This window comes from Mycobacterium sp. KBS0706 (assembly GCF_005938675.2).
Classification (GTDB): domain Bacteria; phylum Pseudomonadota; class Alphaproteobacteria; order DSM-16000; family Inquilinaceae; genus Inquilinus.
Genome location: NZ_VCCH02000121.1, coordinates 1 through 19552, shown reverse-complemented (window position 1 = coordinate 19552; position 19552 = coordinate 1). Strand labels below are relative to the sequence as shown.

At 70.8% G+C, this 19552-nt stretch carries 22 protein-coding genes; 8 read left to right on the top strand and 14 right to left on the bottom strand.

Annotation, left to right across the window (positions count from 1 at the left end; all coding sequences use genetic code 11):
* The 8 genes from trbL to FFK22_RS36645 all read right to left on the bottom strand — a co-directional run.
* A partial coding sequence (trbL, locus tag FFK22_RS36680; RefSeq protein ID WP_143956921.1) for a P-type conjugative transfer protein TrbL occupies window positions 1–896 on the bottom strand: 896 nt, incomplete at its 3' end.
* Window positions 897–905: 9 nt separating this feature from the next.
* Window positions 906–1661, bottom strand: a complete 756-nt coding sequence (gene trbJ, locus FFK22_RS36675; protein ID WP_221939134.1) for a P-type conjugative transfer protein TrbJ — start codon at window positions 1659–1661, stop codon at window positions 906–908.
* Window positions 1612–4095: a conjugal transfer protein TrbE gene (gene trbE, locus FFK22_RS36670; RefSeq protein ID WP_138889811.1), complete on the bottom strand. Its 2484-nt coding sequence runs from the start codon at window positions 4093–4095 to the stop codon at window positions 1612–1614. Before trbE ends, trbJ begins: the two co-directional genes overlap by 50 nt.
* On the bottom strand, window positions 4089–4352 hold the full coding sequence (locus FFK22_RS36665) for a VirB3 family type IV secretion system protein (protein ID WP_138889810.1): 264 nt from the start codon (window positions 4350–4352) through the stop codon (window positions 4089–4091). The genes trbE and FFK22_RS36665 overlap by 7 nt, the downstream gene beginning before the upstream one ends.
* Window positions 4349–4669, bottom strand: coding sequence for a TrbC/VirB2 family protein (locus FFK22_RS36660; RefSeq protein WP_138889821.1), 321 nt, complete (start codon window positions 4667–4669; stop codon window positions 4349–4351). The genes FFK22_RS36665 and FFK22_RS36660 overlap by 4 nt, the downstream gene beginning before the upstream one ends.
* A 33-nt stretch (window positions 4670–4702) precedes the next feature.
* Window positions 4703–5635, bottom strand: coding sequence for a P-type conjugative transfer ATPase TrbB (gene trbB / locus FFK22_RS36655; protein WP_138889820.1), 933 nt, complete (start codon window positions 5633–5635; stop codon window positions 4703–4705).
* A 44-nt stretch (window positions 5636–5679) separates the two neighbouring features.
* Complete coding sequence (locus tag FFK22_RS36650) at window positions 5680–6099, bottom strand: CopG family transcriptional regulator (protein ID WP_138889809.1); 420 nt, start codon at window positions 6097–6099, stop codon at window positions 5680–5682.
* A 12-nt stretch (window positions 6100–6111) separates the two neighbouring features.
* A complete protein-coding gene (locus tag FFK22_RS36645) occupies window positions 6112–8163 on the bottom strand; it encodes a conjugal transfer protein TraG (RefSeq protein ID WP_138889808.1) in 2052 nt (683 codons plus the stop codon).
* On the opposite strand from FFK22_RS36645, the gene FFK22_RS44910 reads away from it, so the two are divergent.
* From FFK22_RS44910 to FFK22_RS44100, 4 genes are all read left to right on the top strand, one after another.
* Window positions 8162–8824, top strand: coding sequence for a HipA N-terminal domain-containing protein (locus FFK22_RS44910; protein ID WP_373683772.1), 663 nt, complete (start codon window positions 8162–8164; stop codon window positions 8822–8824). The genes FFK22_RS36645 and FFK22_RS44910 overlap by 2 nt on opposite strands.
* A 27-nt stretch (window positions 8825–8851) precedes the next feature.
* On the top strand, window positions 8852–9049 hold the full coding sequence (locus FFK22_RS44110; protein WP_221939131.1) for a hypothetical protein: 198 nt from the start codon (window positions 8852–8854) through the stop codon (window positions 9047–9049).
* 74 nt (window positions 9050–9123) lie between these two features.
* On the top strand, window positions 9124–9699 hold the full coding sequence (locus FFK22_RS44105) for an ATP-binding protein (RefSeq protein ID WP_221939130.1): 576 nt from the start codon (window positions 9124–9126) through the stop codon (window positions 9697–9699).
* A 15-nt stretch (window positions 9700–9714) separates the two neighbouring features.
* A complete protein-coding gene (locus tag FFK22_RS44100) occupies window positions 9715–10344 on the top strand; it encodes a DUF4143 domain-containing protein (protein WP_221939136.1) in 630 nt (209 codons plus the stop codon).
* Between the two features lie 213 nt (window positions 10345–10557).
* Here the strand turns inward: FFK22_RS44100 and rlxS are convergent, their stop codons facing one another.
* From rlxS to FFK22_RS36600, 6 genes are all read right to left on the bottom strand, one after another.
* Window positions 10558–12543: a relaxase/mobilization nuclease RlxS gene (rlxS, locus tag FFK22_RS36625; protein WP_138889807.1), complete on the bottom strand. Its 1986-nt coding sequence runs from the start codon at window positions 12541–12543 to the stop codon at window positions 10558–10560.
* Window positions 12544–12574: 31 nt separating this feature from the next.
* Window positions 12575–13321 (bottom strand): lytic transglycosylase domain-containing protein, encoded by a 747-nt coding sequence (locus FFK22_RS36620; RefSeq protein ID WP_221939129.1) that lies wholly within the window; start codon window positions 13319–13321, stop codon window positions 12575–12577.
* On the bottom strand, window positions 13318–13806 hold the full coding sequence (locus tag FFK22_RS36615) for a S26 family signal peptidase (RefSeq protein ID WP_221939128.1): 489 nt from the start codon (window positions 13804–13806) through the stop codon (window positions 13318–13320). Before FFK22_RS36615 ends, FFK22_RS36620 begins: the two co-directional genes overlap by 4 nt.
* A gap of 25 nt (window positions 13807–13831) precedes the next feature.
* Complete coding sequence (locus FFK22_RS36610) at window positions 13832–14083, bottom strand: AlpA family transcriptional regulator (protein WP_138889804.1); 252 nt, start codon at window positions 14081–14083, stop codon at window positions 13832–13834.
* A 132-nt stretch (window positions 14084–14215) separates the two neighbouring features.
* The gene (locus FFK22_RS36605; protein WP_138889803.1) at window positions 14216–14752 is read right to left on the bottom strand and encodes a DNA -binding domain-containing protein; all 537 of its coding nucleotides are present in this window, start codon (window positions 14750–14752) and stop codon (window positions 14216–14218) included.
* A gap of 61 nt (window positions 14753–14813) precedes the next feature.
* Complete coding sequence (locus tag FFK22_RS36600; protein ID WP_138889802.1) at window positions 14814–15053, bottom strand: transcriptional regulator domain-containing protein; 240 nt, start codon at window positions 15051–15053, stop codon at window positions 14814–14816.
* Window positions 15054–15319: 266 nt separating this feature from the next.
* On the opposite strand from FFK22_RS36600, the gene FFK22_RS36595 reads away from it, so the two are divergent.
* The 4 genes from FFK22_RS36595 to FFK22_RS36580 all read left to right on the top strand — a co-directional run bounded on the left by FFK22_RS36595 (window position 15320) and on the right by FFK22_RS36580 (window position 19516).
* Window positions 15320–16267 carry an AraC family transcriptional regulator gene (locus FFK22_RS36595; RefSeq protein WP_138889801.1) on the top strand — a complete coding sequence of 316 codons (948 nt, stop codon included), beginning with the start codon at window positions 15320–15322 and terminating at the stop codon, window positions 16265–16267.
* Window positions 16251–16916: a GntR family transcriptional regulator gene (locus tag FFK22_RS36590; RefSeq protein ID WP_138889800.1), complete on the top strand. Its 666-nt coding sequence runs from the start codon at window positions 16251–16253 to the stop codon at window positions 16914–16916. The genes FFK22_RS36595 and FFK22_RS36590 overlap by 17 nt, the downstream gene beginning before the upstream one ends.
* Before the next feature lie 48 nt (window positions 16917–16964).
* A complete protein-coding gene (locus FFK22_RS36585) occupies window positions 16965–17891 on the top strand; it encodes a MurR/RpiR family transcriptional regulator (protein ID WP_138889799.1) in 927 nt (308 codons plus the stop codon).
* 473 nt (window positions 17892–18364) lie between these two features.
* A complete protein-coding gene (locus FFK22_RS36580) occupies window positions 18365–19516 on the top strand; it encodes an ABC transporter ATP-binding protein (protein ID WP_138889798.1) in 1152 nt (383 codons plus the stop codon).
* Window positions 19517–19552: the final 36 nt, after the last annotated feature.

Genomic DNA, 19552 nt, shown 5'->3' with positions numbered 1-19552 from the left:
GCGGCCGACACCGCGCCCGCCGCCGCCATCCCGCCCGCCACGACGGCGCCACCCGCGGCAAGGGTCGTGCCGACGGCGGAACCGGCGCCGAGCTGCGGCGCCCCGGAGACGAGGCCGGTCGCGATCCCGGGCCCGAAGATGCCGAGCCCGAGCAGCGCGAGCGAGGCGAGGACCAGCGACATCGCATCCGCAAGCCCGGGCTCCCGTCCCTGCAGGGCTGTGATGAACTCGCCGAAGAAGCCCGAGCCGATGCCGACGATGACGGCGAGCACCATGACCTTGACGCCCGATGCCACGATGGCGCCGAGAACCCGCTCGGCGAGGAACGCCGTCCGGTTCCACAGGGCGAAGGGAACGAGGACGAAGCCCGCGAGCGCGGTCAGCCGGTACTCGAGGATGGTGATGAAGAACTGCACGGCGAGCACGAAGAAGGCGAGGATCACGACGAACCACGCGAAGAGCAAAACCGCGATCGTCACCACGTTGTCGAAGAAGGTGGTGAAGCCGATCAGCGATCCGGCCTGTTCGAGCAGCGGCCAGGCCGCCTGGAACCCGATCCCCGCGAGGCGCCCGGGCCGCAGCAGATCCTCCGTCCCGAGGCTGCTCTGCCCGGCGGTCAGGCCCAAGGCCGAGAAGGAGCGGAAGACGATATCGGCGAGGGCCGCGAAGTCGTTCAGGATGAAGGCGAAGGCGCCGACCACGAGCACCTTGCGGCACAGCCGGGCGAGCACGTCGCGCTCGCCGTCGAGCGCCCAGAACAGGCCGGCGAGCGTGACGTCGATGCCGACCAGCACCGTGGTCAGGAAGGCGACGTCGCCGCCCAGGAGGCCGAACCCGCCGTCGATGTAGCGGATGAAGGTCTCGAGGAACCGGTCGATGACGTTGAGATCGCCCATGCCCCGCCCTCACGGCGCGGTGTAGGCGGTCGCGGATCCGAGGAACCGGGCAAGGCCGGCGCGCGCCTGCTCCTGGGCCTGGGTCCGGCGCGCGGCTTCGGCCGCGTCGGCGCGGAACTGCGCCGCGAGAAGGTCCTGGATCTGCAGCTGCTGCTTGATCGAAAGCGCGAGAAGCTGGTTGCTCGCCTGCTGCGCCTCGAGCCCGCCCGCGGCCCCCTGCGAAGCCTCAACGAGATCCGAGAGCGTGCCGGCGTCGGTCCGCACCGTCTCGACCACCCGGGCCTGCATCGTCATCGCCTGCCGGAAGCCGTCCATCGCCTCCTGCCACTGCCGCCGGGCGTCGGCGGCAAGCCGGGCCTGGCCCGTATCCGCCCCGTATTGCTGTGGGTAGATCTCGTCGAACAAGGCCTCGACGGCATCGACCCTGAAGGCGAGGCCGCGGGCCTCGTCCATCAGCCCGCCGATCCGCTCGAGGTCCGAGAGCATAGCGGGAAGCGAGGAGAGATCGAGCGTCTCGAGGTTCCGCGCCATGTTCTGAAGCATGGCGGCCTCATTCTGCAGCGACCGGATCTGGTTCTCGATCTGCTCGAGCGCGCGGGCCGCCTGCAGCACGCTCTCCGCATAGTTCGAGGCATCGAAGACCGGCCAGTCGGCCTGCGCGGGCGCGGCGCCGAGGACGCCGGCCAGTGCAAGGGCGGCGGCTGCCGCCGCGAGGTCACGCGACATCGTCCTGCTCCATCCATGCGAGGGGAAAGCGGTCGGCAAGCTCGGCCGCCCAGCCGAGCCCACGCGCGGCGAGGAACGTCCGGGCGAAGTGCTCCGGACCGGCTTCGACGAGGAGGCGGTCGACCAGCGCCTGGTCCGCAGCCGCCGAGACGCCGCACAGGGCCAGTGCCACGGGGCCGAGCCCCAGCTCGAAGAGGCGGTTGCCGCGGCGGGACTGCAGGTAGTAGTGCCGCTTCGGCGTCCCCCGCGCGATCAGCTCGACCTGGCGCTCGTTGAGCCCGAAGCGCTCATAGGCCTCCCGCGCCTGCGGCTCGACGGCCCGGTCGTTGGGGAGGAAGATGCGCTGCGGGCAGCTCTCGATGATGGCGGGCGCGATGGCGCTCTCCGCGATGTCGGCGAGCGACTGGGTCGCGAAGACGACGGCGACGTTCTTCTTCCTGAGCGTCTTGAGCCATTCCCGGATCCGGGCGGCGAAAAGCGGGTTGTCGAGATAGATCCAGGCCTCGTCGAGGACAAGGAGCGTCGGCCGGCCGTCGAACCGGGCCTCGAGCCGGTGGAAGATGTAGGTCAGGACCGGCAGGACCGCCGCCGCCTCCTGCATCAGCGCCTCGGTCTCGAAGCACTGCACGTCGGCGGTCTCGAGTTTGTCGGCGGCGGCGTCGAGGAGTCGGCCGAAGGGGCCGTCCAGGGTATAAGGCAGCAGCGCCGCCTTGAGCGCGTTCAGTTGCAGGAGCAAGGCGAGGCCGGTCATGGTCCGCTCCCCCGCCGGCGCCGAGGCGAGGCTGCCGAGCGCCGACCACACCGCCTCCTTCACCTCCGGCGTCACCGCGACCCCGTCCCGCGCCAGGAGAGCCCCGATCCACTCCGCAGCCCAGCTCCGCTCGGCCGGCCGGTCGATCCCGGCGAGCGGCTGGAAGGCGAGCGACCCGTCGAGTCCGAGCGCCTGGTGCAGGCCGCCCATGGCAAGCACCGCGGCCCTGGCGGAGCCGCCCTTGTCGAAGATGACAACCTGGGCTCCCGGATAGCGCCGGAACTGGAGCGCCATCAGCGCCAGGAGGACGGACTTGCCGGCACCGGTCGGGCCCACGACCAGCATGTGGCCGACATCACCGACATGGGTCGAAAGCCGGAACGGCGTCGCGCCGCTGGTCTCGGCGACGAGGAGCGGCGGCCCTGCCAGATGCTCGTTCCGCGCCGGTCCTGCCCACACCGAGGAGAGCGGCAGGAGATGGGCCAGATTGAGCGTATGGACGAGCGGTTGGCGCACATTGGCATAGACATGCCCCGGCTGGCTGCCGAGCCAGGCCTCGACGGCATTGACGCCTTCGCGGATGGTGGCGAAGCCGGCGCCGTGGATCACGCGCTCGACGGCACGGCGCCTTTCCTCGACCACGCTTCGGTCGGCATCCATTACCGTGACCGTGGCGGTCAGGTAGCCGAAGGCGACGTGGTCGCCGCCGAGCGCCTGCAGCGCCAGATCGGCGTCCAATGCCTTGTTGTCGGCGTCTGTATCGAGAAGCGGCGCCGGCTCCTGATAGAGCACCTCGCGCATGAGCGCCCGGATCGACTTGCGCTTGGCGAACCACTGCCGGCGCAGCCGCGTCAGCTCCCGGGTCGCTTCGGTCTTGTCGAGCGCGATGAAGCGCGTCGTCCAGCGGTAGGGAATGTCGAGATGGTTGAGGCCGTCGAGCAGGCCGGGCCGGGTCAGGTTCGGGAAGCCGAGCACCGTCAGGCTCCTGAGATGCCGGTCGCCGAGCATCGGCTCGAGCCCGCCCGTAAGCGGCTCGTCGACCAGGATCGCATCGAGATGCATCGGTGTCTCCGGCACCGCGACCGGATGGCGCGCGGTCGAGACGCGGCCATGCAGCCAGGTCAAGGTCTCGCCGTCGTCGAGCGCTCCGACCTCCGGCATCAGATCCGCCAGGAGATCGACGACGCGATCGGTCTCGGCGACGAAGGCGGCGAGCTCCCGCCGCCAGTCACGGCTCGTCTCCGCGCTCCCGGACTCCACGAGCGCGCGCTCCGCCCGGCGCGTCGGATCGGCCGGAGGCAGCCAGACGAGGGTCAGGTGGCAGGCGCTCTCGAAATGCCCTCGCCGCTGCCCGGGTGCCGCGGCCGGACCCGCCGCACCGGGCGCCTCCACCTCCTCGAAGGCGGCGCGCCGCTCCTCGTCGACGAGCCAGGAGGCCGGGTCGGGGAAAGCGGAGGCGGGATATCCCTGGGCCTCGAAGCGCTCGGCCTCGACGAACAGCGCCCAGCCCGAGCCGAAGCGACGCAACACGTTGTTGAGCCTGGCGCAAGTGGCGACCAGCTCGGCCTCGGTCGCGCTTTCGAGATCCGGTCCCCTGAAGCGGATGGTGCGCTGGAAGCTTCCATCCTTGTTGAGCACGACGCCCGGGGCGATGAGCGCCGCCCAGGGCAGATGGTCGGCGAGCCGGTCGGCCTTGCGGCGATATTCGGCGAGGTTCAGCATTGAAGCCAGCTCCCCTGGCGCAGATGCCGGGCCAGGACCTCGGTGAAGTGCGGGTCGCGGCGCGCCGCGAAGACTGCGAGCGAATGCCCGAGCACCCACATGAGGAGCCCTGCGATCCAGAGCTGCAGGCCAAGCCCGAGCGCCGCCGCCACGGTGCCGTTGACGATCGCGATCCCGCGCGGCGCGCCGGCGAGCAGGACCGGTTCAGTGAGCGAGCGATGGAGCGGCACCTCAAAGCCGCCGATCGGGCCGGTCATGCCACGAGCGCCCCGCCCGAGAACGAGAAGAACGTCAGGAAGAAGCTCGAGGCGGCGAACGCGATCGAGATGCCGAAGACGATCTGGACGAGGCGGCGAAAGCCGCCGCCCGTGTCGCCGAAGGCGAGCGTCAGGCCCGTCGTGATGATGATGATCACCGCGATGATCTTGGCGACCGGGCCCTGGACCGAATCCAGGATGTTCTGGAGCGGCTCCTCCCAGGGCATGTTGGACCCGGCCGCCTGCGCCGCCGCCGTCCAGGCACCGCTCAAGACGAGGCCGAGCGGCAAGGCCCGCAGACGGGGACGGACCAGCATCGGAAGGGACGAAGGCATGCGGATCTCCTTCTCTCAGAGCGCCTTGAGCGCATGCGGCGCGAGATCGGCGACGGCGTAGTCGCCGTCGGCGCCAAGGCCCTCGACCTCGGCGATGGTCTCGACGCGCCGCCCCGGGCCGCGGCCGCGGATGAAGACGACGAGGTCGACGGCATCGGCGATGAGGCGCCGCGGCACAGTGACCACGGCCTCCTGGATCAGCTGCTCGAGCCGATAGAGGGCGGCGCGGGCGGAGTTAGCGTGCAGCGTCGCGACGCCCCCCGGATGGCCGGTGTTCCAGGCCTTCAGCATGTCGAGCGCCTCGGCGCCCCGGACCTCGCCGACGATGATCCGGTCGGGCCGGAGCCTCAGCGTCGAGCGGACGAGGTCCTTGAGGTCCGCCACGCCCGGCTTGGTCCTGAGCGCGACGCAGTCGGGCGCGGCGCAGCGCAGCTCGCGCGTGTCCTCGATCAGGATCACCCGCTCGTCGAGCCGCGCCATCTCCGCCAGAAGCGCATTGGCGAGGGTCGTCTTGCCCGAGCTGGTGCCGCCCACGACGAGGATATTGCGCCGGTGCTCCACGGCTCGCCTCAGCGCGTCCGCCTGCAGCGCCGAGAGGATGCCGTCGGCGACGTAGTCCCGAAGCGAGAACACCCGGGCCGCCGGCTTGCGGATGGAAAAGCACGGGGCCGGCGACACCGGCGGCAGGAGGCCCTCGAAGCGCTCGCCCGACTCCGGCAGCTCGGCGCTCACCACCGGGCGGCCGGCATGAACCTCGGCCCGGATGTGCGAGGCGACGATGCGGATGATGCGCTCGACCTCGGCGGACTGCAGCCGGACGCCGGTGTCGATCCGGCCGTCACCGAGCCGGTCGAGGCGCAAGGCCCCGTCCGGGTTGACCATCACCTCGATCACCGCCGGGTCGGCGAGCGCCGCCGCGATCGCCGGTCCCATCGCGGTGCGCAGCATGGCACGGCGCCGCTCCCAGACCTCTGTATCGCCGCGCCCGGCGCTCACGACCCGGCCTCCGGGACGGTGGCGCGGGATCGGACGTCCTCGCCGAAGCTGCGGCCGCCCGCCACACGCCGACCGACCTGGTCGATGAAAGCCTGGAAGCGGTCCTGGCCGATCGCGCGCGCCGCGGCCTGTTCGGATTCGGGCAACGGGGGCGTGACCGTGAGCTGGTAGCGGATGAACAGGCCGAGGCTCTCGATCGCGATCCGCTGGTCCCGCTCGATCCGGTGAAGCTGGGCCGAGATCCTATCGAGGCGTACCCGCAGCAGGTCGTCGATCTCGGTCGCGGCGCGGCGGGCGAGCCAGGCCCTGAGCGCGTCGGCCACGATCGCCGACTTCGAGCCGCCGGGCCTTGACGCCAGCGCATCGAGCTGCTCGGTCAGCGCCTCGTCGAGATAGAGATTGTGGCGGGGCTTCATGCCAGGGGTTCCTCAGAAGGCCGGCAGGAGGTCGTCGTCCGGACCGCGGCAGGCGCCATCGCCCTGGTTCATGGCGTGGGCCTGGCCGATCGCGTTCGGCCGCCGCAGCCGGTCCATCGCCCGGCGATCGGCCGTGGCGTCGGCATCGTCGTCGAAGAGATCGAGCTCGGCCCTGCCGTCGCCTTCGACCGGCCGGACGATCCCCTCCTCGCTCAACCCCGGATGACGCTGCTGCTGGATGCCGCCCTCCTCCTCGGCGAGGCCGGCGTCGCCGTTGGCCGCGGCCACGAGGCGCCGGTCCGGCCCGCGCACCTGGCCGCTCCAGCCGTCGGGGCGCGGCGGCGGCCGGTCGCGATAGCCGTCCGTCGCGAGCTCCGGCGCCGGGAGGACCCGGTCCGAGAAGGTCCGATCCTCGAAGTAGCGAAGCTTCTTCGCCCGGATCGGCGCGAGGCCGGAGACCAGCACCAGCTCGTCCGAGGCCGGAAGCTGCATCACCTCGCCGGGCGTCAGGAGCGGCCGGGCCGTCTCCTGGCGCGAGACCATGACGTGGCTGAGCCACGGCGCCAGCCGGTGGCCGGCATAGTTGCGCTGGGCGCGTAGCTCGGTCGCGGTGCCGAGCGCGTCGGAGATCCGCTTCGCCGTCCGCTCGTCATTGGAGGAGAACGCGATTCTGACATGGCAGTTGTCGAGGATGGCGTTGGTCTCGCCATAGGCCTTGGAGATCTGGTTCAGGGACTGCGCGATCAGGTAGGCGCGGATGCCGTATCCGGCCATGAAGGCGAGCGCCGTCTCGAAGAAGTCGAGGCGCCCCAAGGCCGGGAACTCGTCGAGCATCATGAGCAACTGGTGGGACCGCCGCTTGCCCGGATCGCCCTCGAGCCGTTCGGTCAATCGGCGTCCGATCTGGTTGAGGACCAGTCGCACGAGCGGCTTGGTGCGGGAGATGTCGGACGGCGGGATCACGAGGAAGAGCGAGACCGGGCGTTCGGCATCGACGAGATCGGCGATCCGCCAGTCGCTCGCCGCGGTCGTCGCCGCCACCGTCGGATCCCTGTAGAGCCCGAGGAAGGACATCGCGGTGGAGAGCACGCCCGATCGCTCGTTCTCGGACTTGTTCAGAACCTCCCGCGCCGCCGAAGCCACGACCGGATGGACGAGGGGCGCGTCATTCGTGCCGAGATGGTTCGTCACCATCATCGCCCTCAAGGTCGCGGCGAAGGAGCGCTCGGGATCGGAGAGGACCGTCGCGACGCGGGCGAGGGTCTTCTCCTCCTCGGCGTAGAGCACGTGCAGGATCGTGCCGACGAGAAGCGAGTGGCTCGTCTTCTCCCAGTGGTTCCGGCGCTCCAGCGCCCCTTCTGGATCGACCAGGATGTCGGCGATGTTCTGGACATCGCGGACCTCGTCGGGCCCGCGGCGGACCTCGAGCAGCGGGTTGTAGCGGGCCGAGCGCGGGTCGGTCGGGTTGAAGAGCAGGCAGTGCGAGAAGCGCTGCCGCCAGCCGGCGGTGAGCTGCCAGTTCTCCCCCTTGATGTCGTGGATGACGGCGCTCTCGGCCCAAGTGAGCAGCGTCGGAATGACAAGGCCGATCCCCTTGCCGCTGCGGGTCGGGGCGAAGGCCATGACGTGCTCCGGCCCATCGTGCCGAAGGTAGCGGTTGCCCAAGCGCCCGAGGAACACGCCGGCCGGCCGGAACAGCCCCGTTGCCGCGATCTCGCGGCGCGTGGCCCATCGCGAGGAGCCGTAGGTCGTGACCACGCGGCCCTGCCGGGCGCGCCACAGCGACCCGAGGATCGCGACCGCGCAGCCGAGAAGACCGCTGGACGCTGCGATCGCGCCGGCCCGGTCGAAGAGCGAGGGCGCGTAGGCGTCATAGGCGTACCACCATTCGAAGAGGCGCCAGGGGTGGTAGACCGGCCAGGACAGGACGAAGAACCAGGCCGGGCCAAGCCGAGGCTGGTGTCCGAGCGCGGCGGCGCACCATTGCGTCGCGGCCCAGAGGCCGGCGAGCACGATCGCGAAGACGATCAGGATCTGGCCGATCAGCACCTTGGTCGGGGTCATGCCCTGCTCCGGACGGGACGGCGGCAATTCGCCGTTCACGGAAACAGAGATTCCTCAGCCGGCTGGAATGAAACAGCGCGCCTGTGTGCGCCCATCTGCGGCCGTCGCGTCAGAGCGCGGCAGAGCGCAAAGCTGCCCGGGCGAACCTGGGTCTCGGCGGGTTCATGCTTATACTCTATGGCGCATAAATGAATCCTATACGCTAAAGCGTATACGCCTCATTGTCTCGAAGGCTCGACATGGAGCAGATCGTCCGTACCCCGAAAGCAGATCGGCGCCGCCATTCGCCGGTAGCGCCACCGGCTGGGCAACAACCAGCCCCACCTGGGAGAGAAGGCGAAGCTTCGGCAGGCGACGATCTCGACTCTGGAGTCCGGCGAGCCCGGCACAGAGCTTCGCACGCTCTACGATGTCATGGCCGCTCTCTGCCTGGAGTTCACCATCCGCCCCAGAACGGCATCGGCCTCTCACGAGATCGAGGACATCTTCTGATGCCGCGTCGCCGGACGCACGCTCCCGGAACGTCTTCCTCAACGGCCGTCTCGTCGGACGGCTGAACCGGCACTCGAGTGGAGCGATCGACTTCCGGTACGATCCGGCGTGGCTCGATCGGGAGCATGCGCTTCCAGTCTCCCTCTCGCTGCCGCTTCGGGAGGACTGATACATCGGCGCTCCGGTGATCGCTCCGGTGATCGCCGTCTTCGACAATCTGCTGCCGGACAGCGGCATGATCCGGCGCCGCATCGCCGAACGGGTCCATGCCCAAGGGCCGGTCTGGATGGCTGCTATGATCCGATGCGATCGACCCCCAAATATCCTGATGAAGGAGCAAGGCCCATCCGACCGCCCTGCCCGGCGGCTTTCCCTTCTGATCGTCGGCTGTTGACTCCTAATTGCCGGATCCTTTGACTCCTAATCGCCGGCCTTCTTATTTCTATTCGCCGGAAAGAGGAGAGGTTTTTGTACGCACGCCTTCTCGAGCACCGGGTGCGCGACGCACTCGCCGACACCCCCGTGGTGCTGATCATCGGCCCGCGGCGCGCGGGCAAGACCACGATGGTCCGGACCATCGGCGAGGACGGCCAGAGTTACCTCACGCTCGACGACCAGACAGTCCTGGCTGCCGCGCGCGCCGACCCCGCAGGCTTCATCCGGGGATTGGACCGTGCCACCATCGACGAGGTCCAGCGCGCGCCGGAGCTCCTCCTCGCCGTCAAGAAGTCGGTCGACGAGGACTATCGCCCGGGCCGATTCCTGCTCACCGGTTCCGCCAATGTGCTCACGCTGCCGCGTGTCGCCGACAGCCTCGCCGGCAGGATGGAGACGATCCGCCTTTTGCCGCTGGCGCAAGCGGAGATCCTCGGCCAGAAGCCGACATTCCTCGAGAGCCTGTATGCCGGCGTACTGCCCAGGCCAAATCATCAGGCGATCGGTGACGAGCTGGTCGGCCTCGTCCTCGCCGGCGGATACCCGGAGGCGATCAGCCGCGCCAGCGAACGACGGCGGCAGGACTGGATTCAATCCTATCTGACTTAGGTCCTCACCCGCGACCTGCGCGACATCGCCGAGATCGAGAAGCTGACCGAATTGCCGAAATTCGTGCGGCTCCTGGCCGAGTACTCCGGACAGCTCGTCAACTACTCCGCGCTCGGCGGCAGCATCGATGTCACCTACAAGACGACCCAGCGCTATGTTGGCCTGCTCGAGCAGGTGTTTCTCGTCGCGGCGCTCCAGCCCTGGTACACGAATGCGATCAAGCGGGTGATCAAGACACCAAAACTGCATTTCCTCGACTCAGGCATTCTCGCGGCCAGCCGCGGCCTGAGCTTTGGTCGCGTCAAAGCGGATCGCTCAGCTTTCGGGGCGCTGCTCGAGACCTTCGTGTTCGCCGAGATCATGAAGCTCATGGCCTGGTCGGATGTGCGGCTTGCCCCCTTCCACTTTCGTGACCAGGACGGGCATGAAGTCGATATCGTCCTCGAACGCGACGACGGCGCCATCGCCGGGATCGAAGTCAAGGCGAGCGCTACGGTGACGGCAGGCGACTTCTCCGGCCTGAAGAAGCTGGCAGAGGCCTCAAAGAAGCGGTTCACCTTCGGGGTCGTTCTCTACGATGGGGACACGATCGTGCCGTTCGGGGACAGGCTTGCCGCAGCTCCCGTCTCCTGCCTTTGGCACTGATGAACAGGCGAGAGACAGGGCGGCGAGCCTTGCGGCATGAGCCGCTGACGGACGGCTTCGCCCGTCCGTGCGACATCCAGGCGGGGTTCGGGCGTGGACTTGTTCCGCATCTGAGATGCACGAGACTTCCTTCGCTCGCACCACTGATCCGATCCGCCGTCCATTGCGCATCGTCGTTCCGACGCCGGGACCATGCGCCCGTTGCTCCCGGCGTCATGAAATCCCCAATCCCTTCTGCCGGCCGATGGACCAGGAAATCGTCTCCCCCTTCGCGATGCCGGAGACCGGCCTGCCCAGGCTGCGCTCCAGAACCGGCCGCCAGGGCACCAGCGTGAAGTCGCGCGACCTCTCGATCAGCGCAAAACGGCCGCTCGCGAGCTCGACCGGGCGCCGATAGACCCCCTCGACCCTTTGGCCGGGCCGGATCTCCGCATAGGCGAGGCCGAGCTCTCCCGAGAGCTGACCCGCGACGCGCAGAAGCTCGCGGCGGCGAAGCCGGTCCAGAAGATCGGCCCGGTAGACGATCCGGTCCCGTTCCGCGCGGGCAAGGCCTTCGGCGACCAGCCATTGCCTGCGCCGCGCCAGGGCGTCGCGGACCTCTCGGCCGAAGCCGCCGTCGCGCAGGCTCTCGGGCCTGTCCGCGACGAGCTCGCGGTCGAGCCAGGTCGCGCCGTCGGCCGTGACCTGGCGCTCGACAGGCCACGCCGAGAGCGTCCGCACCTGAACCGGCTCGTCCCCCGCGCGGCCACGCTCATAGGCCGCGGCCCGCGCCAGATGGTCGGGCGGGATGATCCAGCTTCCATCCGGCTCCCGCTCCACGAGGCCGGACTGCCGCCGCATCGCCTCGAGCCGCCGGATATGGGCCTCGACGAACGCCTCGCTCGCCGCCGGGTCGTGCCGCAAATGGATATCGAGGCTGTAGCGGCCGCCATGGGCGGCCGCGATCTCCGCCACGGTGCGGTCGACCGGGCGCGGTCCGGTCCGCTTCGGCGCGATCGCGACGACGGCGCCCTCGGGAACCAGCTCCGTCGCCTCGCCCCGGCCGATATCGGCATAATGCGTCCGGCCGTCCAGCCCGTCGACGATCAGGTAATGCCTGTTCTCGACCTCGTCCGAAATCCCCCGCCGCAGGAGCCGGCCGACGACCGGGCGCGCCGCCGGATCGGACGGATCGTAGACGACGCGGTCCCCGGCGGCACGGTCGAGACCCTGCTCCGCCACCGCCCGATGAAGCGCCTTCAGGATGTCGCCGCGCTCGCCCATCCGGCGCAGCACCGGCTCCAGCTCGGGGTCCAGCTTCCAATGGCCGGGCGCCGCCTCCTCGGCGAGCCCGAGCCGGGCAAGCTTCCTGAGCCTGCCCGCGCGCAGAGCCTGGCGGAACGCATCCGGGCCCGTCGCCCGGACCAACCCGTCCCCGTCCTGCTCGCGCAGGAGCTCGCGGTCGATGCTGGTGAGGCGCTCCTGTCCGACCTCCCGGCTCAGCCGGTCCTCGATCTCCTGGTCCGAGCGCGGCCCGAGATCAAGCCGCACGATCTCGGCCCCCCGCTCGCGGATGCCGCGCGTCAGATACTCCCGCGCGATGACGAGGTCCCGTCCCCGATCCGTCCGGCCGCGGAGGATGACATGGCTGTGCGGGTGGCCGGTGTTGTGGTGATCGACCGCGACCCAGTCGAGCTTCGTCCCGAGATCCTCCTCCACCCGTGCCATCAGGCGCCGGATGAAGGGCTTGAGGTCGTCATAGGCCGCGCCGTCCTCGGCGGAGACGATCAGGCGGAACTGATGCCGGTCCCCGGTTGAGCGTTCGAGAAAGGCCTTGCCGTCCGCGCGGTCGTCCGCGGCATCGTAGAGCTGCCCGGGGGCGCCCTCGCGCGTGACGCCGTCGCGCTGGACGTAGCGCAGATGGGCCGCGGCCGCTCCGAGCCCGGTCCGCGCGAGCTTGACGATCCGGGACTTGACGATGACCCGGCGCTGCCGGAAGGCGGCATAGCGGTCGCGCGCGGCGAGCACCCGGCCGACCCCGGCGCCACGGCCGATCCGACTGCCTTGAAACCCGGCGCCACAGCCGGGCAGGCCGGACCGCCCCCGGCCGCCGGCCAGGGCCGCGGCCCGCAGCACCCTCTGCTGGTAGCGCCGGCCGCTCCCGCGGCCGCGCGAGCGGATCCGGCCGAGCTCCGGCTCGAAATCGTCCCCGTCCGTCACCGGGCGCGCTGCCGCCTGCAGCGATTCCGGATCATCGGCCCGGCCCCGGTCTCGCTGTGCCGAGCGGGACGAAGATCTCCCTGGCGCCGCCCGGCCCGACCAGCACGCGCCGCCATTCCGATGCGGCGAAGGCCGGGAGCGGTTCCGGCTCGCGCGAGGTCGCGCACTCGCCCGGAGCGGCCGGCCGTGTCGCTGCCGGATCGAGGCTGACGCCGAGCCGGGCGAGGTAGCGGCGCGTCTCCGCCGGCAGCGGCCGCCCCGAGGCCAGGTGGTCGGCGACCCGGGCCGGGCCGGCATGATAGGCGGCGAAAGCCCCCGGCACGCCGAAGCAGGCCCACATCTCCCTGAGATAGGCTGTGCCCGCCAGGATGTTGTCGCGCGGATCCTGCGGATCCCCGCCGAGGCCGTGGCGCCGCCGGAGCTCCGCATAGGTCCGCGGCATGACCTGCATCAGCCCGATCGCGCCCGCCCGCGAGACGATCGGCCGGCCGTTCAGCGTCGCCCGGCCCCCGCTCTCGACCCGCATCACCTCGCGGATCCAAGGCTCCGGCACGCCGAACCGCTGCGACGCCTCGGCGATGAAAGGCCGCCAGCGGTCGACCGCCGGCAGGTCGCGCGTCGGGACGGACGCCAGCGGCGTGACGGCCCGGCGCTCCTGCGCGGCCCCCGCCGCGACCGCCGGGCTGTCGGCGAGGGCCGTCGGGACGTCGTCCAGCCCCGGAGGGGTCGCGCACGGTCCCTCGACGGCGCCCACCCCGCAGAGGAGGAAGAGCGTCACCAGATCCATAGCGGCACCAGCCGGCCGAGGACGGATCTCGCCGCGACCGGCCCGAAATACCGGCCGTCGAAGGATGCGTTGGCCTCGGCCGTGAGCAGGAAGACCTCGTCCGGTCCGAGCGTCCGGCATCCCTCCCAGGACGGCAGCGGTCGCCCCTGCCCGTCCGCCGGCAGCCGCACCGCGGCGGCCCTCCCGTTGATCAGGAGGAGCCGTCCCCGGCCGCAGACCCGGTCGCCCGCCAGGCCCGCGATGCGCTTGGCCGCCGGCAGACGGCGGGGAAGATAGCCGCGCCCGGCCGCGAGATCCGCCGCGTCCTCCGGAAGGCGGACCAGCACGAGATCGCCGAGCCGGACCGGACGCGCCGCCGCCAGGAGATAGAAGCCGACCGGAGCGCTGGCGCTGGCGTTGTAGGTCAGCCTGGGTGCGGGTGCCGCGACGGCGGGCAGGACGGCCGCCAGCGCCGCGCCGGCGGCAGCGGCGAGCACGGCAGGGCGGCTCCGCCGCGGCCGCTCAGCCATGATGCGCCCCGCCTCGCGGGGCGGCGCCGTCCGCGCCGCTGCTGCGCGACTCCGACCAGCCGTCGAGGTCGGCGATATGATAGCGGACGTGGCGGCCGTGCCGGCGGAATCGCGGGCCGCGGCCGGCGCCCCGCATCTTCTCCAGGGTGCGCGAGGAGAGGCCGATGTAGAAGGCGGCCTGGTCGGTGTTGAGAAACGGGCTGCCCTTCTTCGCCCGGGCGGCCCGTGCGGCGTCGTCGTCCATGGCAGGGTCCTCCTGGTCGTTCGGACGGCGAGGTTCGGCCGGCGGGATCGACGTCGGGACGGTCGGAAACGGCACCCCCGGCAAAACGACCGGGTGCCGGCACCGGGCGCGAACCGGTCGGGAGGCCGGGGTCTAACGAGGCGCCGGCGCGTCCGTCGCAAGCGGCCGGCCCGACAGCACCTCCCGGTACCCCCCGCGCGTCATGGCCTCGGCGAAGCGCAAGAGCCGCCGCACCCGGCTGCGCATGAAGTCGCTCGGCCCTGCCCAGGCCTCGACGGCGGCCGGGCCGCCGAAGAGCGCGGCGGCGATCTCCCTCTGCGAGAGCCCGGCCCGGGCAAGCTCGAGGGCGCGGAGCGCGGGCGGCCAGCGCTCGGAGCGCGGCGGCGGCGGATAGAGCCTGTTGGGAAGCCGTCCCGTGCGCCTCAGCGCCAGGAGCCGCTCCGTTGCGGCGAGCTTCATCTCGAGCCCGTCGAAGCCCGCCATCTCGTAGTGCAGGCGCACGGCTCCCGCGAGCACCGTGCCGGAGCAGACGGAGAGCTGGACGGCGCGCCCGGCTTGGCGCAGGAGGACGTGCTCTCTACCATCCGGCTCCCTCACGACCGTGGCGGCGCAGCCGAGCGCCGCCACGTCGAAGGTGTCGGCCGATCGCGCCGCCGGCACCGCCCGCACCGTCAGGACAGCCGGGTTCGCGCCCTCGCTCCAGAAGACAGCCGCCTCCTCGGCCGGACGGTCAGGCGGCGCCCGGAAAGAGCAACCCCCAATGATCGGCGGCCGGCCGGCCGGGCAGGACCAGGACCGCGATCTCGGGATCCCGCCGAAGGATCACGCGGCGCGGAAACGCGCCGGCGGCGGCCTCGCGATAGGCCGGGTTGTGCCGAAGCCACTCCCAGGCCCAGCCCGCGCGGTCGAGCCGGCGGACGCCGTCGCCGCTTTGAACCGCCGTCTCCGACGAGGCGCGATGCGGGCCCATGCCGTTCCCCCCGAGCCGCCACATCGTTTCGAGGAAAGCCCGCTCCCGACCCGCAACCCTGCCGGATTCGAGGATCCGGAGGCCGGCTCTGGAGCGAAGCGCGCCGGTTTCAGGTGGGGCGTCGCCCCGCCGGCGTGTATCGGTTTCTTGGGAGGAACATCTGGTTCTTGGGAAAATCCTCTCCCGGATGTTTACAGAATCATGAACTTCGCATTTGATGCGAAAATCGTTCTCATCTGCAGAGAATCCGTGCGCAAGAGACGGCCATGCGCAAGCCGACGACGGTCCCCGAGGAACGGAAGGCACAGGAGCTCGTCCATCGACGGGCGCGCGCCCTGATCGCGCAGATCAGCCCCGACGAGTGGCGGCAGATCGCGGTCAGCCGCTACCGGATACGGGAGCGCAGCATCGACCTGCCGCCGATCGAAGTTCCGTCGATCTCGATGAGCTGCGTCCGCGGCCCTCGGATCGAGCGGATCCTGAGGGGACAGAAATCCGCCGGCCATGCCGTCCCCGGCCATCTCGCGTTCCTGCCCTCCGATGCCGGGACGGTCTGGACGCTCGACCCCGATCTCGAGATCGCCCAGATCTATCTGAGCTGGGCACTTCTCCGCCGCGTCATCGAGGAGGAGATCGACCGCGACAGCCGCGGCTTCGAGATCAAGCCCGCCTTTCTGATCCGGGATCACCGGATCGAGCGGATCATGCGCGATTTCCTCGCCGAGCTGGACAAGCCCAGCATCGGCTCGCAGCTCCTGATCGAAAGCCTCACCCTCGATCTCACGGTGCACCTGGCCCGCAGCCACTCCAATCTCGAGCTGCGCCGCGCCGAGCTGGCCCTCAGCCTGCCCCCGCGGAAGCTCGCCCAGGCCCGGGGATATATCGAGGCCCATCTCGATCGCAACCTCACGCTCGACGAGATGGCCGGCGCCGTGGGGATGAGCCGGTTCCACTTCGCCAAGTCCTTCAAGGCGGCGACCGGACATTCGCCCTACCAGTTCGTGATCCAGCAGCGGTTGCAGAAGGCGACGAGCCTTCTCATCGAGACCGAGGATCCGATCACCAGCGTGGCCCACGCCGTCGGCTTCAACAGCCAGAGCGGGTTCACGGCAGCCTTCGCCCGCCACATGGGCGTCACGCCCGCGCGGTTCCGCATCCAGGGCCGGGGCCGGGTCCCGAACGCAGGACCGAGCTCGCATGGCCGGCGGAGATGATGCGGCCCGGCGCGACACCTGCTATGCCCGCCTGAAGCAGATGGCCGTCCATTGCCGCTTCCGTCCCGGAGAGCATCTCAAGATCGGCCGTCTGTGCGAACGGCTCCGGGCCAGCAGCACGCCCGTGCGCGAGGCGCTGATCCGGCTTCACGCCGAAGGCCTGGTGACCGCCTCCGCGCGCGAAGGCTTCTTCGCCAGGATTCCGGACGCACACGAATTCTCCGAGCTCTACCGGCTCGGCCGCGCGCTCCTCCTTCATGCCGTCGAGACGTCGCTTCCGGGAGGCGCCCCGCCGGACCCGACCGCGACCGCCGCCCCCCTCGCCGACCCGCCGCCGCAGACCGCTGCCTGGGCGGCGATCGAGGGCCTGACCCTTGACCTCGCACGCCTCTCCGGCAACCGGGAGGTCGCGCGGGTCATCGCCAACGTCAATGACCGCATCCGCTGCGTGCGCATCATCGCCTGCTTGGACGCCGACCTCGTTCGCGGCATGGTGGCTGACGCGCGACGCCTCGCGCATGCGGTCGCCGCCGCCGATACGGCGGTCGCGGCGCAGACCCTGGAGACGATGCTTGATCGCGACATCCGCCGGCTTCCGGACCTCACCAAGGAACTGCTCGCCCGCGCCCATGCCGGCGGCCTCGGCTGACCAGGGCGGCCGTGCGACGCCGGCGGTCCGCCCGATGCCGACACTCCCATGACGAAGCGCCCGTCTCCGGGGACGCCGGACCGCAAGGGCGCCGGCATATCCTCGAGCGCCGCGATCGGGCCGCTCCTGCCGCATATCCGGATGTCGATGGACGAGTTGCCCGGCGCCATGAAACGGATCGGCAAGTATCTCCTGGAGAACCCGGATACGGCCGTGCGCCTCTCGATGAGCGAGCTCAGCCGGAACACGCGGAGCGGCGAAGCGACCATCGTCCGCTTCTGTCGGGCACTCGGCTTTGCGGGCCTCCGGGAACTGAAGCTCCATCTCGCGGGCGATCTCGCCCGGCACCCGCGGCCGGGCGCCGACAGCGACGGCGGCGGCGTGGTCGACGCGATCCTGGAGACCCATCTCCGCGCGCTGCGCGATACCCGCTCGCTGATCGAGCCGGAGACGCTCCACGCCGTGGCCGCGCGGCTCGTGGCCGCGCGGCGCATCGACATCTTCGGCGCCGGAGTTTCCGGCCTGGTGGCGGAGCTTCTGGCCTACCATCTCCTGCTCTCGGGGCTGACCGCGCAAGCCCTGACCGACCCGACCTACATGCTCGAGATCGCCCATGGCCTGGATCGGGACAGCGTCGCCGTGGCCGTGTCGGGCTCCGGCGTCTCGCCGGATACGCTCGACATGCTGAAACGCGCCAAGGACGCAGGCGCCTTCACCGTCGCCATCACCAACCGGGCGGGCACGCCGCTCACGGCGCTCGCCGACCGCGTCCTCTCCGCCGTGACGCAGGAATCGCCCCTGACCGGCGGGGCCTTCGCGATCGCGACCGGCCATCTCCTCCTGATCGATGCGCTCGTGGCGGAAATCGGACGCCTGCGCAGCCCGCCGGCAAGCGCAGGCCCCGCCCGCGGCCGCGCGCCTAGGTCCGGAAGGGGGGCAGGCGCCCCTGGACGGCCGCGCCGCTCAGGGCGTTGACTGATATCTGGGCGCTCATCGTCGATAGCAGCTCCCGGACCAGACCCGACCCGGCGCCCTCCCCGCCACGCCCTGGGTCGGGTCCCCGCGTCGCGTGACGCGGCCCCGTGCCGCACGGCTTCGTCGCCCCGGGCGGCACGCCCGCCCGGCTGAAGCGATCCCGCCTCTCCCGATCGGCCCGAGAGCCGGCGATCATCGGCGGGCGCAGGGCACGCCCCCGGATGGCGGCGGCCACGGAGGCGGCATCGACCGTCCCCGCGAGCGCCGCCGGCCGCTCCCGCATGCGGCCATGGCCGCGTGGCTCAGGCGATTCCCTTTCAACTCCGATGAGAAACCCGCGCTGCTGCTTCTCCCCTGATGGGAAAAGCGCATCGCGGGTCCGCCGCGGGCTTGAATTGGAGCAAAACTCCCATCAATCATCTTGTTGTGGAGTTTAACTCCTATGCTCGAATGCAGAGCCGAACGGGGAGGCCATGTCGGAACCAGCCGGTATCACCTTGACCAGGATCGAAAAGCGCTTCGGCCCCATGGCCGTCCTGCGCGACATCTCCCTCGACGTCCGCCCCGGCGAGTTTCTGACGCTCGTCGGCCCCTCCGGGTGCGGGAAGTCGACGCTGCTTCGGATCATCGCCGGGCTCGAGGCCCAGACGGAGGGCCACATCGCCATCGCAGGCCGCCCGGTCGACGCGCTCGGCCCCGACCGGCGCGACATCGCCATGGTGTTCCAGAACTACGCGCTCTACCCGCACATGACGGTCGCCGAGAACATCGCGACGCCCTTGCGGCTCCGGCGCCTCGCCGGCTGGCAGCGCTGGCCGCTCGCAGGGCGCTTCGGACGGGCGCGCGCCATCGGAGACGAGATCGCGGCCGAGGTCGCGGCCGCGGCCGGGCTTCTCGGCATCGAGGCTCTCCTCGACCGGAAGCCGGGGCAGCTCTCGGGCGGACAGCGGCAGCGGGTGGCCCTCGGCCGGGCGCTCGTCCGCCACCCGCGCGTGTTCCTGATGGACGAGCCGCTGTCCAATCTCGACGCCAAGCTCCGCGTCCACATGCGCACCGAGATCGCCCGCCTCCATCGCCGGCTCGGCGCCACCTTCGTCTACGTCACCCATGACCAGACCGAGGCCATGACCATGTCCGACCGCATCGCCGTGATGCTGGACGGGCAGGTCCGCCAGATCGACACGCCGGCCGCCATCTACCGCGACCCGGCCGATCACGAGGTTGCCGCCTTCATGGCACAGCCGCAGCTGAACTCGCTGCCCGTCACCGGCGCCGGCGCGGGTGCCGTCGAGGTCTTCGGCGCTCGCCTCGCGGTCCGTGGGCTGGTGCCGCCCGGAGCCAAGGCCTCCCTCGCCTTCCGGCCCGAGGAATGCCTTCTCCTCGACGCGTCGGCGCCGCAGGGGCTTGGCGCGACCGTCAGCCATGTCGAGAGGCTCGGTGCCGAGGGCTACGCCCATCTCGCGGTCGACGGCCTCCCGGAGCTGGTCGTGGCCCGGCTCGACGCGGAGCGGCTCGGCCGGATCGAGCGCGGGCAGGCCGTCCGGGTCCTGCCCGATCCCGAGCGCGCCCTCTGCTTCGACGACAGTGGACGGCGCATTGCGGCCGCCGAGCGGAAGGCGGCCTGACGATGACGACCGTCCTTCCCCTGTCCCCCGCCGCCC

Excerpts from the sequence above, each read along its gene's own strand:
- FFK22_RS36610 (WP_138889804.1), bottom strand. The coding sequence starts at position 14,083 with ATGGACGACGACGCCGCACGGGCCGCCCGGGCGAAGAAGGGCAGCCCG.
- FFK22_RS36645 (WP_138889808.1), bottom strand. The coding sequence starts at position 8,163 with ATGACCCCGACCAAGGTGCTGATCGGCCAGATCCTGATCGTCTTCGCG.
- FFK22_RS36600 (WP_138889802.1), bottom strand. The coding sequence starts at position 15,053 with ATGGGCCCGCATCGCGCCTCGTCGGAGACGGCGGTTCAAAGCGGCGAC.
- FFK22_RS44910 (WP_373683772.1), top strand. The coding sequence starts at position 8,162 with ATGCCCTGCTCCGGACGGGACGGCGGCAATTCGCCGTTCACGGAAACA.
- trbE (WP_138889811.1), bottom strand. The coding sequence starts at position 4,095 with ATGCTGAACCTCGCCGAATATCGCCGCAAGGCCGACCGGCTCGCCGAC.
- FFK22_RS36650 (WP_138889809.1), bottom strand. The coding sequence starts at position 6,099 with ATGAAGCCCCGCCACAATCTCTATCTCGACGAGGCGCTGACCGAGCAG.
- FFK22_RS36580 (WP_138889798.1), top strand. The coding sequence starts at position 18,365 with ATGTCGGAACCAGCCGGTATCACCTTGACCAGGATCGAAAAGCGCTTC.
- FFK22_RS36665 (WP_138889810.1), bottom strand. The coding sequence starts at position 4,352 with ATGACCGGCCCGATCGGCGGCTTTGAGGTGCCGCTCCATCGCTCGCTC.
- FFK22_RS36595 (WP_138889801.1), top strand. The coding sequence starts at position 15,320 with ATGCGCAAGCCGACGACGGTCCCCGAGGAACGGAAGGCACAGGAGCTC.
- FFK22_RS36590 (WP_138889800.1), top strand. The coding sequence starts at position 16,251 with ATGGCCGGCGGAGATGATGCGGCCCGGCGCGACACCTGCTATGCCCGC.
- FFK22_RS36585 (WP_138889799.1), top strand. The coding sequence starts at position 16,965 with ATGACGAAGCGCCCGTCTCCGGGGACGCCGGACCGCAAGGGCGCCGGC.
- FFK22_RS36660 (WP_138889821.1), bottom strand. The coding sequence starts at position 4,669 with ATGCTGGTCCGTCCCCGTCTGCGGGCCTTGCCGCTCGGCCTCGTCTTG.
- trbB (WP_138889820.1), bottom strand. The coding sequence starts at position 5,635 with ATGCTGCGCACCGCGATGGGACCGGCGATCGCGGCGGCGCTCGCCGAC.